The 15,947-nt window shown below is 51.0% G+C and carries 15 protein-coding genes; 6 read left to right on the top strand and 9 right to left on the bottom strand.

The features are described from left to right. Nucleotides 1-23: 23 nt before the first annotated feature. Nucleotides 24-527, bottom strand: coding sequence for a DNA starvation/stationary phase protection protein Dps (gene dps, locus KXD89_RS14735; protein ID WP_000100800.1), 504 nt, complete (start codon nucleotides 525-527; stop codon nucleotides 24-26). 298 nt (nucleotides 528-825) lie between these two features. Next, nucleotides 826-1,713, bottom strand: coding sequence for a threonine/homoserine exporter RhtA (rhtA, locus tag KXD89_RS14730; RefSeq protein WP_001295297.1), 888 nt, complete (start codon nucleotides 1,711-1,713; stop codon nucleotides 826-828). A 234-nt stretch (nucleotides 1,714-1,947) separates the two neighbouring features. On the opposite strand from rhtA, the gene KXD89_RS14725 reads away from it, so the two are divergent. After that, nucleotides 1,948-2,013: a protein YliM gene (locus tag KXD89_RS14725; RefSeq protein WP_120795379.1), complete on the top strand. Its 66-nt coding sequence runs from the start codon at nucleotides 1,948-1,950 to the stop codon at nucleotides 2,011-2,013. Between the two features lie 52 nt (nucleotides 2,014-2,065). After that, nucleotides 2,066-2,581: an outer membrane protein OmpX gene (gene ompX, locus KXD89_RS14720; RefSeq protein WP_001295296.1), complete on the top strand. Its 516-nt coding sequence runs from the start codon at nucleotides 2,066-2,068 to the stop codon at nucleotides 2,579-2,581. Nucleotides 2,582-2,629: 48 nt separating this feature from the next. Here the strand turns inward: ompX and opgE are convergent, their stop codons facing one another. After that, complete coding sequence (gene opgE, locus KXD89_RS14715; RefSeq protein ID WP_001054678.1) at nucleotides 2,630-4,213, bottom strand: phosphoethanolamine transferase; 1,584 nt, start codon at nucleotides 4,211-4,213, stop codon at nucleotides 2,630-2,632. A 271-nt stretch (nucleotides 4,214-4,484) separates the two neighbouring features. Next, nucleotides 4,485-4,613 (bottom strand): manganase accumulation protein MntS, encoded by a 129-nt coding sequence (mntS, locus tag KXD89_RS14710; RefSeq protein WP_001001761.1) that lies wholly within the window; start codon nucleotides 4,611-4,613, stop codon nucleotides 4,485-4,487. A 185-nt stretch (nucleotides 4,614-4,798) separates the two neighbouring features. On the opposite strand from mntS, the gene mntR reads away from it, so the two are divergent. Beyond that, entirely contained in the window at nucleotides 4,799-5,266 is a 468-nt protein-coding gene (gene mntR / locus KXD89_RS14705) for a manganese-binding transcriptional regulator MntR (protein ID WP_000091016.1), read from the top strand. Then, nucleotides 5,263-6,381, top strand: a complete 1,119-nt coding sequence (locus tag KXD89_RS14700) for an anion transporter (RefSeq protein ID WP_000056457.1) — start codon at nucleotides 5,263-5,265, stop codon at nucleotides 6,379-6,381. Before mntR ends, KXD89_RS14700 begins: the two co-directional genes overlap by 4 nt. 58 nt (nucleotides 6,382-6,439) lie before the next feature. On the opposite strand, the gene ldtB is transcribed toward KXD89_RS14700, so the two are convergent. Beyond that, a complete protein-coding gene (ldtB, locus tag KXD89_RS14695) occupies nucleotides 6,440-7,360 on the bottom strand; it encodes a L,D-transpeptidase (RefSeq protein WP_001056384.1) in 921 nt (306 codons plus the stop codon). 218 nt (nucleotides 7,361-7,578) lie between these two features. On the opposite strand from ldtB, the gene KXD89_RS14690 reads away from it, so the two are divergent. Next, the gene (locus KXD89_RS14690) at nucleotides 7,579-9,171 is read left to right on the top strand and encodes an ABC-F family ATPase (protein WP_000961458.1); all 1,593 of its coding nucleotides are present in this window, start codon (nucleotides 7,579-7,581) and stop codon (nucleotides 9,169-9,171) included. A gap of 240 nt (nucleotides 9,172-9,411) precedes the next feature. Here KXD89_RS14690 and KXD89_RS14685 read toward each other — a convergent pair whose 3' ends face one another. The 4 genes from KXD89_RS14685 to KXD89_RS14670 form a co-directional block, all read right to left on the bottom strand. Then, entirely contained in the window at nucleotides 9,412-10,677 is a 1,266-nt protein-coding gene (locus KXD89_RS14685) for a DUF1479 domain-containing protein (protein ID WP_000168797.1), read from the bottom strand. Between the two features lie 151 nt (nucleotides 10,678-10,828). Next, on the bottom strand, nucleotides 10,829-11,644 hold the full coding sequence (gene ybiV, locus KXD89_RS14680) for a sugar-phosphatase YbiV (protein ID WP_000114272.1): 816 nt from the start codon (nucleotides 11,642-11,644) through the stop codon (nucleotides 10,829-10,831). Nucleotides 11,645-11,789: 145 nt separating this feature from the next. Continuing rightward, nucleotides 11,790-14,222, bottom strand: coding sequence for a glycyl radical protein (locus tag KXD89_RS14675; protein ID WP_000209309.1), 2,433 nt, complete (start codon nucleotides 14,220-14,222; stop codon nucleotides 11,790-11,792). Between the two features lie 5 nt (nucleotides 14,223-14,227). Beyond that, a complete protein-coding gene (locus tag KXD89_RS14670; protein ID WP_001295295.1) occupies nucleotides 14,228-15,127 on the bottom strand; it encodes a glycyl-radical enzyme activating protein in 900 nt (299 codons plus the stop codon). Nucleotides 15,128-15,257: 130 nt separating this feature from the next. On the opposite strand from KXD89_RS14670, the gene fsa reads away from it, so the two are divergent. Further along, a complete protein-coding gene (gene fsa, locus KXD89_RS14665) occupies nucleotides 15,258-15,920 on the top strand; it encodes a fructose-6-phosphate aldolase (RefSeq protein WP_001336208.1) in 663 nt (220 codons plus the stop codon). Nucleotides 15,921-15,947 lie beyond the last annotated feature (27 nt).

Below are 15,947 nucleotides of genomic sequence, written 5' to 3'. Positions count from 1 at the left end.
GTTCTGCACCATCAGCGATGGATTTATTCGATGTTAGACTCGATAAACCACAGGAATTTATCCAGGTCGCGAGACGCGGCGGTCAGGATATCTGCGGTGTCGTCATCTTTCGCTTCGCCAATCGCTTTGCGTACGTCATTAGCGACGATTGCGTAACGGTCAGCCAGTTCTTTCAGGTGATCCTGAACGTTGTGGATGTCCAGCGGGTAACTTTTCAGCGGGGTTTTGCTGTTGATAACTTGAGTGGTCCCCAGAGCTACACCGCCCAGCTGCACTGCACGTTCTGCCATGGTATCCAGATGATCGATCAGTGCGGTGCGGAAGCCATCCAGCATTTCATGTACGGCAATGAAGTTAGCGCCGCGCATGTTCCAGTGCGCTTGTTTGGTAATCAAAGAAAGATCAATAAACTGGATAACCTGGCGATTCAGCAACTCTACTGTTGCTTTTTTCTCGCTGTCGGAGACATCGTTGCGGGTATAAAGCAGATTGGTCGCTTTTGATTTAACTAATTTAGCGGTACTCATAATTTCATATCCTCTTGATGTTATGTCCCAGTAATTAACGAGATTAAGTATAGCACCGGCTATGTGTTCCGCTATTCTGGCTGTTCCTATCACACTAATAGTGGTAACAAGCGTGAAAAACAAAACTAATAAAGATTCAATGAGTTAGATATATTGATAAGAACAATTCTTATTTATCTGCTCGCCAGGAATTTTCGGAATAAATATGCTTTTGCATAATTCGATATATAAAGACGGTGTAGAGGAAAAGTAGCGAGAAATTCTGCATGGTTATGCATAACCATGCAGAAATGTAAATTTAATTAATGTCTAATTCTTTTATTTTGCTCTCTTTGCGTACTGTCAGCGTAGACCCCATTGAAGCGGCGATGATAGCGCCGAGCGCCAGTAGCTGTATGGGTGTCAGTGTTTCTCCGAGGAAAATCATCCCGGAAACGGCAGCCAGCGCCGGTTCCATGCTCATCAGCGTACCAAATGTCCGTGTTGGCAAACGGGTGAGGGCAATCATTTCCAGCGAATAAGGCAGAGCGGTCGAGAGAATAGCGACAGCCAGACCCAATGGAATAACCGACCAGTGCCAGAGTGCTTCACCAGCCTGAAGCGCTCCAATTGGCACGAAAATTAACGCTGCAATCAACGAACCAATTGCCACCGTCGCAGGGCCATGTTCCGCTCCTGCGCGTTGCCCACTTAAAATGTAAATAGCCCAACAAGCCCCGGCCCCCAGTGCCAGCGCACAGCCGGTTAAATCGACATGGGAAACGTCTTGCCCCAGCGGTAGCAGGAACCACAGACCAAGAACCGCCAGCACAACCCAGACGAAATCTACCGGGCGACGAGAAGAGAACAGCGCCACCGCCAGTGGTCCGGTGAACTCCAGCGCCACCGCAATACCCAGCGGTACTGTCTGAATAGAAAGATAAAAAAGATAATTCATCCCACCCAGCGAAACGCCGTAAAACAACAGCGGTAACCGTTGCTCTTTGGCAAAGCGCAGTCGCCATGGCTTAAAGAACGCGATGAGGATCAGCGTTCCTAATGCCAGACGCAGCGCAGTGACACCCGGTGCGCCCACCAGAGGAAAAAGTGACTTAGCTAACGAGGCTCCACCCTGAATAGACGCCATGGCAACGAGCAATATGACTATTGGTAACCAGACCGGCATTTTACGTAATGAACCAGGCATCCTTTCTCCCACAAATATCTAGACTTAAGTAAAGCGTGGAGTGTACTGGATATACCCAATGCTGGTTGAGCATTTGTTGAAAAAATTTTCCCCCGTTTTGACTAAAATGCGCCAGGATTGATGGAATCATTAGTCTGGTGATTAGGAATAATCTGGATGAATGACAGGGAAAACATGCGTAATACTTACGCAGTTCTCTGAAAAAGTGATTTAAATTTAGATGGATAGCGGTGTATGGAAACGTTCTGTTACATGAAATGGCCCGTTAGACATCACAAATCGCGAAGAGTTTCCCATTAATTTTTGATATATTTAAAACTTAGGACTTATTTGAATCACATTTGAGGTGGTTATGAAAAAAATTGCATGTCTTTCAGCACTGGCCGCAGTTCTGGCTTTCACCGCAGGTACTTCCGTAGCTGCGACTTCTACTGTAACTGGCGGTTACGCACAGAGCGACGCTCAGGGCCAAATGAACAAAATGGGCGGTTTCAACCTGAAATACCGCTATGAAGAAGACAACAGCCCGCTGGGTGTGATCGGTTCTTTCACTTACACCGAGAAAAGCCGTACTGCAAGCTCTGGTGACTACAACAAAAACCAGTACTACGGCATCACTGCTGGTCCGGCTTACCGCATTAACGACTGGGCAAGCATCTACGGTGTAGTGGGTGTGGGTTATGGTAAATTCCAGACCACTGAATACCCGACCTACAAACACGACACCAGCGACTACGGTTTCTCCTACGGTGCGGGTCTGCAGTTCAACCCGATGGAAAACGTTGCTCTGGACTTCTCTTACGAGCAGAGCCGTATTCGTAGCGTTGACGTAGGCACCTGGATTGCCGGTGTTGGTTACCGCTTCTAATCACTTTGGTGATATAAAAAATCCGCCTCTCGGGGCGGATTTTTGTTTTTAAGGTTTCGGGTCGAAAATATCGGTTCCGAGATGGTTGTAATCCACCTTCTGTAACTGGAAGTTGGTGATGTATATCGGCCCGGCTTTCTTCTCAGATATAAACGGGTATTTGATGTTAATTTCCTTCGCTTTAATCCCCGTCCACTGGGAGAAAAAGCCTAAGAAGTCATTGGCTGAGCGGCGGGCTTTAATCACACGATGCGCTTTATCGTCGCTGGAAATGACCATAAAAGGCACCTGGAAATTTTGCTGATATTTATCATCATGGGCAAGGTATTGCACGTCTTTACCGCGCTCTTTAAAGGCCAGACCGTGGTCAGAAAAGTAAACCAGCGAGAAGCTGCTGCCGCTGTTGCGTAACTGATCGTACAGCTTGCGCAGTAAATCGTCCGTTTGCGTCATGGTATAGAGATAGCACGACGTTTCTTTCGATTGCACAAAGGTTTCGTATTTTCCTTGTGTCCTGTCGCAGGCCTGCGGATGTGAGCCCATCAGATGTAGAACAATCAGCTGCGGTTGCGAGTGCTCTTGCGCCAGCACTTGAGCGGTCATATCCAGTAACGCTTCGTCTTTGGTGTTTTTATCTGCTTCAAAATTACCTTCTTTCAGGAAGTACACTTCATCTGCTCGTTTGGCGATGCTGGCGATAGCGGTATCGTATTCGCCGATTTGACCCTGGTTGGAAAACCACCAGGTCTGGAAGCCCGCGCGATTTGCCAGGGTGACAAAGTTATCCTGAAACTGTGGTTTGCCATCGACAACGCGATTGAGCGTTAAGCCAAGCGATTTCTGCGTGGAGCCACTGGCGGCAATGTAGTCAGCAAATATCAAACCGTTAACGCTGCTGGCAAACGGGGTATTGTCCCAGTGACCGCCAAAGGCACCGAGGGCATCGCGACGCGCGCTTTCACCGATCACCACCACATAGGTCTGATACTTCGGCTTAACGGCAGTGACCGTCCAGGTATCTTTCATTCCGGAAAGTTTTGCCATCCGTTCTTGCTCTTCAATCACCTCGTTATTATTGACGATGACATCCTTAGCAAAACGAAATACCGGATAGCCAGTATCTTTCAGTTTAAATACGCCACCCCAGGCCAGGTTTTGCACGGGAGCAACAAAAAATGTCGCCACACTGAATACCAGACACAGGCTGTCGAAGGTATTCCAGCGCGCTTTTTCATTCTCTTTTTTTCGCCTGATTGCTATTACGCCGAGCGCAAAAATAAATAAGCCGACCAGGTAGCTGTACCACGGAAAAATCGTCAGGATTTCGGTCGACTCTTCCATATTGGTGGAGTGCAATGCCAGCAATGTATTGAAATTAGGCGCGCCGTAGGCCTGAGCAAAAGGGAAATAACAAGCCGCCACCAGCGAACTGACACCGACCAGAACTTTTTGTACGCGAGGCAATGTTCGCCATAGCAAAAGCAAAATAGCCGTAAACGCAGCGGTGTAGAGCAAACTGAAGGGGTAACCTAAGCCGAGGTTAATTAATAGCGACTGTAAAAAGTAGAACGCAGTCCACGGGCTAAATACCCGGCTACGGGTAACAAGCGATTCTTTGAGGGTTAAATTCATATGCCACTATCGTAACAAACGCCATGTGCTTACCCTGGCGTCAAGGGTCAATACCTGCAAGAGTGCGTGAAGAGTGGAAAGGGGTCCGCATCCGCGAGCCGCAATATACGCAGGGCTGCAAGAAGATAGAGCGAGCCGCCGTTCAGGTCAACTACTGACGAACAAATCTTTTGCGAAGGGGATTGCAAATCCGACAAAAAGTGGGGTTTTTCAGACCAAAACGCGTTATGCCTGCATGAAAGCAGGAGTGAAGCGGCGTACCGCGACGCCGCTATTTATCGGAAGGTTTATCTTGCTGCGGTTTGTTGTTGACCATATCGCACAACATAGAGAGCAGCATTAACCGTACTTTAAAGGGAGAATGACTAAACACGCGCATACACCTCTTGAACTCATTCATAAGACCTCCTGACTTGCTAATCCCGTCGATCCTTGAGGGATGATTGCATTACATACAGATATAGCACAGGCTATATTATATAGCTATTGCTAAAACGTTAATTTTTTGTACCTTCGCAACTCTGGTTTACAATGTGCGCACGAAATGAGAACGCTATGTATGCGTCACCATAATGAGGAAGCACAATGAGTCGTCGCGCAGGTACGCCAACAGCAAAAAAAGTGACGCAGTTAGTGAACGTGGAAGAGCACGTTGAAGGGTTCCGCCAGGTCAGAGAGGCGCATCGGCGCGAGCTTATTGATGATTACGTTGAGCTGATTTCTGACTTGATCAGGGAAGTGGGGGAAGCTCGTCAGGTGGACATGGCTGCTCGTCTGGGAGTTTCGCAACCGACGGTGGCTAAAATGCTTAAGCGGCTGGCAACCATGGGGCTGATTGAAATGATCCCCTGGCGTGGCGTGTTTTTAACGGCAGAAGGAGAGAAGCTGGCGCAGGAAAGCCGCGAGCGACATCAGATAGTCGAAAATTTCTTGTTGGTGTTGGGCGTCAGTCCGGAAATCGCCCGTCGCGACGCGGAAGGCATGGAGCACCATGTTAGTGAAGAGACGCTCGACGCTTTTCGTTTGTTTACCCAGAAACACGGTGCCAAATGAGCCTGCCTTTTTTACGCACGCTGCAAGGCGATCGTTTTTTTCAGTTATTAATTCTTGTTGGTATCGGATTAAGCTTTTTCGTGCCCTTTGCACCGAAATCCTGGCCTGCTGCTATCGACTGGCACACCATCATCACCTTAAGCGGCCTGATGCTGCTGACCAAAGGTGTGGAGTTAAGCGGTTATTTTGATGTGCTGGGGCGCAAAATGGTGCGCCGCTTTGCTACGGAGCGTCGGCTGGCGATGTTTATGGTGCTGGCGGCGGCGCTGCTTTCTACCTTTCTGACCAACGATGTCGCGCTGTTTATTGTTGTTCCGCTGACTATCACGCTAAAAAGACTGTGTGAGATCCCGGTTAATCGGCTGATTATTTTTGAGGCGCTGGCAGTCAACGCTGGTTCGCTACTGACGCCAATTGGCAACCCGCAAAATATTCTTATCTGGGGACGTTCTGGTCTTTCGTTTGCCGGATTTATTGCCCAAATGGCACCGCTGGCTGGCGCAATGATGCTGACGCTCCTGCTCCTGTGCTGGTGTTGTTTCCCTGGAAAGGCGATGCAATACCATACGGGGGTGCAAACACCGGAGTGGAAACCGCGGCTGGTGTGGAGTTGTCTGGGGCTGTATATCGTCTTTCTGACGGCGCTGGAGTTCAAACAAGAGCTGTGGGGACTGGTGATTGTGGCGGCAGGCTTTGCGCTGCTGGCACGTCGCGTGGTGCTCAGTGTGGACTGGACGCTGCTGCTGGTGTTTATGGCGATGTTTATCGACGTCCATTTACTGACCCAGCTTCCAGCGTTGCAAGGCGTGTTGGGTAACGTGAGTCATCTATCTGAACCCGGGTTATGGTTAACGGCAATCGGTTTATCGCAGGTGATCAGTAACGTGCCGAGTACCATATTGTTGCTGAACTATGTGCCGCCGTCTTTATTACTGGTATGGGCGGTAAACGTAGGTGGCTTTGGGTTATTACCCGGATCGCTGGCAAATTTGATTGCGCTACGTATGGCGAACGATCGCCGCATCTGGTGGCGTTTCCATCTCTATTCAATACCGATGCTGTTGTGGGCGGCGTTGGTGGGATATGTTTTGTTAGTTATACTCCCGGCCAACTAGGGTCTGGCAAATAAAAAAGGCGGATTATGAGTCCGCCTTTTGCTTTAAGTTTTGAAGATTAATTCAGACGAACCGGCATCCCGGAGCGGTTTTTAATCGCTTCATCAAGAACAACCTGGTCAACATCTGGCTGACCGGTCACTGTCTGCACGCTCTTCGTCAGGGTAATTGGCACAATTTCCTGACCTTCAAACTGGGCTTCGGTGGTAGACAGCGGGTTATGGACTTCAATATAACGGCTGCCGTCTGGCTCGGTGGTCGCTTTTACCGGCTCATCAATAAACTGTACGCGGGTACCGACCGGTACTTTCTCGAACAGGAATTTGATGTCTTCGTTACGCAGACGCACACAACCATGACTTACACGCAGGCCGATACCGAAGTTGGCGTTGGTGCCATGGATAGCATACAGGCGACCGATATAGAGTGCATACAGCCCCATCGGGTTATCCGGACCTGCCGGAACGACAGCCGGAAGCGGTTCGCCCGCAGCGCGGTACTCTGCGTGCATTTTGGCGGTCGGCGTCCAGGTCGGGCCTGCTTTTTTACGCTCAACTTTGGTGGTCCAGTTGATAGGCGTATCTTTGCCTAACTGACCAATGCCGATCGGCAGCACGATAACGGTGTTGGTCCCTTTCGGATAGTAATAAAGACGCATCTCAGCACTGTTAATGACGATGCCTTCATGAACGGTATCCGGCAGGATCAGCTGCTGCGGAATGTTCAGTACAGTACCGCCTTTCGGCAGGAAGGTATCCACACCCGGGTTCGCTTCCATCATATTGGAAAGCCCCATCTGGTACTCGGCGGCAAAATACTCCAGCGGCTGAGTGTTACCTTCAGGAATGGTGATCACCTGATTCTGACCAACCAGGCGACTCCCGTCGGTTGGCAGAGGATAAGTTACCGCAGAGGCGGTACTGCAAAAGCCGACAACAGCGAAGGCCGCTGCGAATAATGTTTTCAATTTCATATTCATGTTAAGCGAGATTTTGTGCCTGGCAGGCCATTGGGTTGAGAATATTAGAGTATTGGAAGCGCATTATAAGTTCATTCCAGCTCACAGTGAAATCAGATGTGTACGAAATCACATTTTTTGCCTTTGGCTTGAGTGTAGACCTTAAGCGAGGAGCAGGATCTTCTTTCAGACTTATGGCATAATGCGCGGTTTGTCATATCTCTTTTCAGGATACGCCTGTGTTAGTTTCCAGTAACGTCACCATGCAGTTCGGCAGTAAGCCGTTGTTTGAAAACATTTCCGTCAAATTTGGCGGCGGCAACCGTTACGGCCTGATTGGCGCGAACGGTAGTGGTAAATCCACCTTTATGAAGATCCTCGGCGGCGACCTTGAGCCGACGCTGGGTAACGTTTCCCTCGATCCCAACGAGCGCATTGGTAAACTGCGTCAGGATCAGTTTGCCTTTGAAGAGTTCACTGTGCTGGATACGGTGATCATGGGGCATAAAGAGTTGTGGGAAGTGAAGCAGGAGCGCGACCGCATCTATGCTTTGCCGGAAATGAGTGAAGAAGACGGCTATAAAGTGGCCGATCTGGAAGTTAAATACGGCGAAATGGACGGTTACTCTGCGGAAGCTCGCGCCGGTGAACTGTTGCTTGGCGTGGGAATTCCAGTGGAACAGCACTACGGCCCGATGAGTGAAGTTGCTCCTGGCTGGAAGCTGCGTGTGCTTCTGGCGCAGGCGCTGTTTGCTGATCCGGATATTCTCCTGCTCGACGAACCGACCAACAACCTCGACATCGACACCATTCGCTGGCTGGAACAGGTGCTGAACGAGCGTGACAGCACCATGATCATCATCTCGCACGACCGTCACTTCCTTAACATGGTCTGTACCCACATGGCGGATCTGGATTACGGCGAGCTGCGCGTTTATCCGGGTAACTACGATGAGTACATGACGGCGGCGACCCAGGCGCGTGAACGTCTGCTGGCCGATAACGCCAAGAAGAAAGCGCAGATTGCTGAGTTGCAATCTTTCGTTAGCCGCTTTAGCGCCAACGCCTCGAAATCTCGCCAGGCAACTTCGCGCGCGCGCCAGATTGATAAAATCAAACTGGAAGAGGTGAAAGCCTCCAGCCGTCAGAACCCGTTCATCCGTTTTGAACAGGATAAGAAACTGTTCCGTAACGCGCTGGAAGTGGAAGGTCTGACCAAAGGGTTTGATAACGGTCCGCTGTTTAAAAATCTCAACCTGCTGCTGGAAGTGGGTGAAAAACTGGCGGTACTGGGTACCAACGGCGTCGGTAAATCAACGCTGCTGAAAACGCTGGTGGGCGATCTGCAACCGGACAGCGGCACCGTAAAATGGTCTGAGAACGCGCGCATTGGTTACTATGCTCAGGACCACGAATATGAGTTTGAAAATGATCTGACCGTGTTCGAATGGATGAGCCAGTGGAAGCAGGAAGGCGATGACGAGCAGGCGGTACGCAGTATTCTCGGTCGTTTGCTGTTCAGCCAGGACGACATCAAAAAGCCAGCTAAAGTGCTTTCCGGTGGGGAAAAAGGGCGGATGCTGTTTGGTAAGTTAATGATGCAGAAGCCGAACATTCTGATCATGGACGAACCGACCAACCACCTGGATATGGAATCCATTGAGTCGCTGAACATGGCACTGGAACTGTATCAGGGCACGCTGATCTTTGTTTCACACGACCGTGAGTTCGTAAGCTCCCTGGCGACCCGCATTCTGGAAATCACCCCGGAACGCGTGATCGACTTTAGCGGTAATTACGAAGATTACCTGCGTAGTAAAGGGATCGAGTAAGTGATTATCCGTCACCCCGATACTGTCGGGGTGACGGCGGCTGATGACAAATGCAAAATAGCCTGATGCGCTACGCTTATCAGGCCTACGCAGTACCTGCAATATATTGAATCTGCAGGACTTTGTAGGCCGGATAAGGCGTTAACGCCGCATCAGGCATTAACAAAGCGCATTTGTCAGCAATCTGAGTAACGTCGAATCGATTTTCTTAATCCCACATCAATTCACTTCCATTAATTCTCAAACATCCATGCCCAACGCTCGCTTACCGTGAATGTTGAGGTCGGCAAGCGTAAAGCGTCCTTCCCAGTTTGTTTCATAGTCCTCGCGCGGGAAGTCGCCCGGCGATGCGCCTTTTTCCAGTGCGGCCTTCACCTTGTGCGCGTAGGCAAGATTTTTCTCGCACATCGGTGCCGCAGGAATGTACATCACGTTGCCCCAACCTTGTTGATTTTCAACGGGGGCAACGGAATGGATGACGTCGCAGTGCCACCAGACGGAGTCTCCGGCTTCGAGTTTTGGAATGCTGGTTAACGCCTCAATCAACAGTGGATGCCATTGCTCTGATACCGGCAATACTCTTCCGGGCGCTACGCCGCACAGTTCATCCTCCGGCACATCATCAAGCAGCGGACGTAACAGTACGTACGCCATAGCTTCAGGAATGGGCACGACGTGCAGCAGCCCCTGACCAGGCAGCATATCAGAGAGCGCTGTCCAGCCCTGGAATGTCCGAAACACGGAACATTTGGTGGTGTTGTCCACCGTGTACTCTTCAACTTCCGTACGATGTGCCGCATGCCAGGGATCATATTGCGCCAGATTGCCATTAAAGACGTTGGCGAAAACGCGCTGATACGCTGGAAGCAGCCAGCGTTCCAGTGCCCCGGAGTCGGTATGCGCTCCAAGACCTTTGGAGGTCGTTCCGGGCGGACGGCGGCGGATACGGTCAGGGTAGATGACGCTCACATCCGGGTTAAACCATTGCTTTCCATCACTTTCAAATGTCCACAGACGATTGAGAAACGACTGCGCATTCGCCATTTCTTCACTCTGGCGGGCCTGCATTTGCGCCTGCGACCAGTAGATGGGGTAAATCTCGGGACGTGAAGCGCTGAGCGTCCCGAAGAAATTATCGCCGGGGCCTTTGTAGACCTCGTCAAAGCGGTTGCGGTCCAGATAGTCCAGCATCGACTGATCCCAGCCTAGCGCTTGTTCGCGGGGGAAATGGCCTTTTATCACCGCACAACCGCGACGTTTAATCTGTTCGCGCTGCTCTGCAGTAACATGACCTGCTTTGATATCGGCATAAGACAGCACCGGCCAGACGGCATCGCCCTGTGCTTTGAGTGCGTTGATTTCAGCCACTCGCGTGGCAATGTCATCGCTTAGCTGATTAAAGATCTGCTGGACGTCGCCAAGCTGCGCCCGCAGCGCGTGCTTCATCTGACGGATAGCTGCTTTGTGATCGGCAGGCAATGTGTCGCTGGTAAAAGTAGAAGCCATAACCACCTCTCATTAACTTTCATTCGAAACCATTCTGATTTGCATATGACAATATAAGTTATAAATAAGTTAATGCAAGTTTAATGATTTGATGTGATGTACAGGATGTAAAAAGAAGGGAAAACCGGAGCGCACGGCTCCGGTAGAGAGGTCAGCTGTTAAAAGGGGATGTGTTATCCAGCACCGCCTGAATCACATTCAGCGCGCCTTCATGATTATTATCATCGGTAGCGTAACGGGCGATTTGTTTAATGTTTTCCGCAGCATTGCCCATCGCAAAGGAATAACGCGCCATTTTCAGCATCTCCGCATCGTTACCGCTGTCGCCAATCGCTACCACATTTTGCGGTGACAGATCCCAGCGTTTCAGTAACCGCGAAATACCGTTTGCTTTATGTAGACCGGGAATAATCAGGTCGATAAAGCCAAAACCACTGGTAACGGGTTTCATAATGCCATCGAGCGCTACGTGCAGTTTGTCGATCACTAACGGGATTTGTTCATCCGGCAGGTTGAGCGAAAACTTGAACAGTACGTCGTCAATCTCCTGATAATCTTTTACAGGTTTCAGGCGATGGTAGTGTTTTGCCATCAGTGCGACAAATGCTTCGGGGGCATTTTCGCTGACATATGCACTTTGCAGACCGCAGGCGACAAAATTGAGTTGCTTATCTTTTAGCAACTCGCCAATAACAATCCGCGATTCATGTCGGGTCAGTTCGCCGTGGAACAACTGCTTGCCATGTTCGTAAACCAGTGCGCCGTTTTCCGCGACAAAAGAGATCTCATCCTTTAGCTCAGGAAAGAATGAAATAAGCTGGTAATACTGATTACCGCTGGCAACAACGAACTTAATGCCGCGCTTTTTCAGTTCCTGATATTGCGCCATAAAACGTGGTTGGTTGTACGTTTTGGCGTCGTTAAGAAAAGTACCGTCCATGTCTGTGACGATAACTTTTACGCTCATAGGTGTGCTCCTGGCTCGAAAATGAAACCGTAACAGTGTAATAACAATGTGACGCAGAGCACAAATTATATTTCGAATGAAAGTAAGGATGAAATTGATGATGTGAATGATTTAGCCCGGCGACGACGCCGCCGGGCCGAGGAGATTACAGCATATGTTCAGTACGGGCGATGATATCGTCCTGAGCGTCTGGAGAGAGCGCGGTGAAGAACGCGGAATAGCCCGCGACACGCACTACCAGATCGCGATACTGATCGGGATGTTTTTTCGCATCCAGCAGCGTTTCGCGGGAAACGATGTTGTACTGAATATGCCAGCCTTTATGCACTTCAAAGAAGGTACGCAGCAGGATCATCAGTTTCTGCTTGTCAGATTCGTTCTCCAGCGTTGCCGGATTCAGTTTCTGGTTGAGCAACACGCCGCCGAGAATCGCTGCCGTAGGCAGTTTACCCACTGAGCCAATGACCGCAGTAGGGCCAAGATGGTCAGTACCGGAGGCCGGGCTTGCGCCTTCTGCCAGCGGGGTGTGGGCTTTACGCCCGTCCGGTGTTGCCATAGTCTGCGCGCCAAACGGTACGTTAGCGGAGATTGATGACGTACCCGCGTAATAGTTGCCGCCAACCGGACCACGACCGTAGCGCGGATTATGGTACTGTTTCAGTTCGTCGATATAGGTCTGATAAGCGCGAGCCAGCAGCGTATCGACAGTATCATCGTCGTTGCCGTACTTCGGCGCACCGTTAATCAGCCGCTGACGCAGCTGCTCGTGAGTCAGGCCGTCGAAGTCATCTGCCAGTGCGGCAGCAAGCTGTTGCTGACCAATCGCACCTTGTTCAAACACCAGTTTCTTCACTGCCGCCAGGCTGTTGCCGAGGTTGGCAATGCCGACCTGCAGGCCAGAAACCCAGTCATATTTCGCGCCGCCTTGCTTGATACTTTTCGCTCGCTCAATACAGTCATCCACCAGCGCCGAGCAGAGAATATCGTGCACGTTCTCTTCCAGCATGGTGTCGACGACATATTCGATTTCGATTGATTTGCGGGTGTAGTAACGGATTTGCGTATCCCACGCGTCCATCACTTCATCGAAGTTGTTGAAGTTACCTGCCGACAACGCTTTTTCTTGTGGCAGGAACACTTTGCCGCTGGTGGCATCATGCCCGCCTTCCAGCGCCGCCAGCATCACGCGGGCGAAGTTGATAAAGCTCATGCCGGTACAGCGATAGCCCCATTTGCCACCGACGGCGGTTTCTATACAACCAATCGCTGCGTAGTCATAAGCGTCCTGCGGTTCAATACCGAGTTTAATAAATTCCGGGATCACGATTTCGTCGTTGTTGAACGCCGGCATCCCGAAGCCGCAACGGATCACCTGTACGCAGGCGTCGAGGAAATCGTTGCTCATTCCTGCATGGTAACGCACGCTGAGGTTAGGCTGAGTGGAACGCAGGCGACCGCAGGATTCGAGGATCGCGTAAGAGAGTGGATTCACCGCGTCCATTGGTTGACCATCAACCAGATTTTGCCCGCCAATAGTGACGTTCTGATACAGCGGACTTCCCGCAGAGGCTTTTGAGTGTGAGCCGGAGCGGATCTTGTTCACTTCCAGCAGTTTCAGCCAGCAGCTATGCAGCATCTCGATGGCGTGTTCGCGATCCAGCGTCTGGTTGAGTTCAACGTCGCGGCGATAGTACGGGTAGAGATACTGGTCCATACGACCAAACGATACTGAGTGACCGTTAGATTCGATCTGCAAAATCAACTGGATGAAGTAACACAGTTGCAGCGCCTGCCAGAAAGTCTGCGGCGGCTGGTGGGCGATAAGATCGCAGTTTTCTGCCATCGCCAGCAGTTCATCGCGACGGCTTTCGCGGGTTTCGGTCGCGGCCATTTCACGCGCCAGGGCAGCGAAACGTTCAATGTGTTCACTGACTGCCACCAGCACGATATCAATCGCTTTCAGGAATTGCTCACCGTGTAAATCTTCCAGCACCGTCAGGTTGATGCGCGAGCGACGTTCCGCTACTTCCTCGCGCAGACCATCAAGCCCTTTTTCCAGCAGCAGCGGGAAATTCACCGCCAGGTGCGCATCGCCGGAGGTCATATTGCCTTCCGCTTTAATGATTCCGGTCGCCAGCAGACCTTTTTGCTCATCGGTAAACATGCCGTAGCAGCGATCCTGTACGGTCTGACCGCGCCACCACGGGCACACTTCATGCAGAACGCGTTTGTTCTCTTCGCTCACCGCAAAGCCAGCACCGGGACGATCTGCCAGATCATCAATCTCTTTTTCGATCCACGAGACAGTATATTCCGGGAAGATCGGCGCGGCGCGAACTTCGCTTGCCTGGTTGCCAATGATCAACTCATCGTGTTTGATCCAGATGGTGCGATTCGCCAGGTGATGCGCCAGTGCCAGCGCGCGACGTACCGGGATCGGCTTATCGAGATGTTGTTGATACATCTCGGTATAGTGCTGCGCGCGCTCGGTACAGACTGGCGGTTTCACAATATGCACCAGCGCATTTTTGTGCGCTTTAATGCGGTCGCTGAGCGTGTCCAGTTTCAGTGTGGTCATGGTTGTTATCCTCGTAAGGTCGCGGTTAACCCTTTCTGGCAGGCATACTGCTGGGCAAAGTCGAGCAGTTCTGGCGCATCAAGCGGTTTTTCCGGGGCGTCATAGGGCAGATTAAGTAAGTGATATTTGTTGATGCCCAGCGTGTGGTAGGGCAGAAAATGAATTTCGCCAACGTGCAGCTCGTCGGCGGCAAAATCGGTAATGGCTTTTACAGAGGTTTCGTCGGCATTAAAGCCCTGAATCAGCGGCACGCGGATAATGATTTTTTTGCCCGCTGCGGCGAGTTTTTTCAGGTTATCCAGCACTCTGGCGGCGTTACCGTCGGTCCACTGTTTAAACGGCGCGTCGGCAACGTGTTTTAAATCGGCAAGAAACAGATCGATATAGGGCAGAGAAGGGGCGATATATTTCCACGGCACATGCAGACAGGTTTCTACCGCAGTATGAATGCCTGCCTCGTGGCTGGCTTGCAGTAGCGCCATCGCCATTTCCGGCTGCATAAAGGGCTCACCACCCGAAAGCGTTAAACCGCCGCCGCTGCGATCGTAAAACGGTTTATCGCGCAGAACGGTCGTCATGATCTCCTCAACGCTTTTCACTTCACCACACACGGTTAATGCCTGTGTCGGACAGCAGTCGGTTAACGCCGTCAGATGCTCCGGGGTTAACTTTTCCCGATGAATAAGCAAACCATTCAGCGCGCGCTCAATCACTTCCGGCGCGGCCTTAGCGCACAGCTCGCAGCCTTCCAGACACAGTCGTGCGTCATACAGCAGATCCTGCGTGCGGGCGCGGCTTTCCGGGTTCTGACACCAGCGGCAGCCCAGCGAACAGCCTTTAAGAAATACGACCGTGCGGATACCGGGGCCATCATGGGTCGAGTAGCGCTGAATATTGAAAATCATAGTTGCCTCTCTATTTCGTTCAAGCATTAAAATACTTTCGAATGAAAGTTAGATTGATGTGCGTCAACTGTTCAGAGAGTTTTCCCGTGATAGTCTACATTCAGACAAAAAGTACATTTTGAGGATGGTTATGGAACTGTATCTGGATACTTCAGACGTTGTTGCGGTGAAGGCGCTGTCACGTATTTTTCCGCTGGCGGGTGTGACCACTAACCCAAGCATTATCGCCGCGGGTAAAAAACCGCTGGATGTTGTGCTTCCGCAACTTCATGAAGCGATGGGCGGTCAGGGGCGTCTGTTTGCCCAGGTAATGGCTACCACTGCCGAAGGGATGGTTAATGACGCGCTTAAGCTGCGTTCTATTATTGCGGATATCGTGGTGAAAGTTCCGGTGACCGCCGAGGGGCTGGCAGCTATTAAGATGTTAAAAGCGGAAGGGATTCCGACGCTGGGAACCGCGGTATATGGCGCAGCACAAGGGCTGCTGTCGGCGCTGGCAGGTGCGGAATATGTTGCGCCTTACGTTAATCGTATTGATGCTCAGGGCGGTAGCGGCATTCAGACTGTGACCGACTTACACCAGTTATTGAAAATGCATGCGCCGCAGGCGAAAGTGCTGGCAGCGAGTTTCAAAACCCCGCGTCAGGCGCTGGACTGCTTACTGGCAGGATGTGAATCAATTACTCTGCCACTGGATGTGGCACAACAGATGATTAGCTATCCGGCGGTTGATGCCGCTGTGGCGAAGTTTGAGCAGGACTGGCAGGGAGCGTTTGGCAGAACGTCGATTTAACCGGACGTTCTGCATCCTCATAAATTG

Origin of the sequence: Escherichia sp. TC-EC600-tetX4 (assembly GCF_019356055.1) — a bacterium.
In the GTDB taxonomy this organism is placed as follows: Bacteria; Pseudomonadota; Gammaproteobacteria; order Enterobacterales; family Enterobacteriaceae.
The sequence above is the reverse complement of the archived record's forward strand: the minus strand, read 5'-3'. Positions and strand labels throughout refer to the sequence as shown.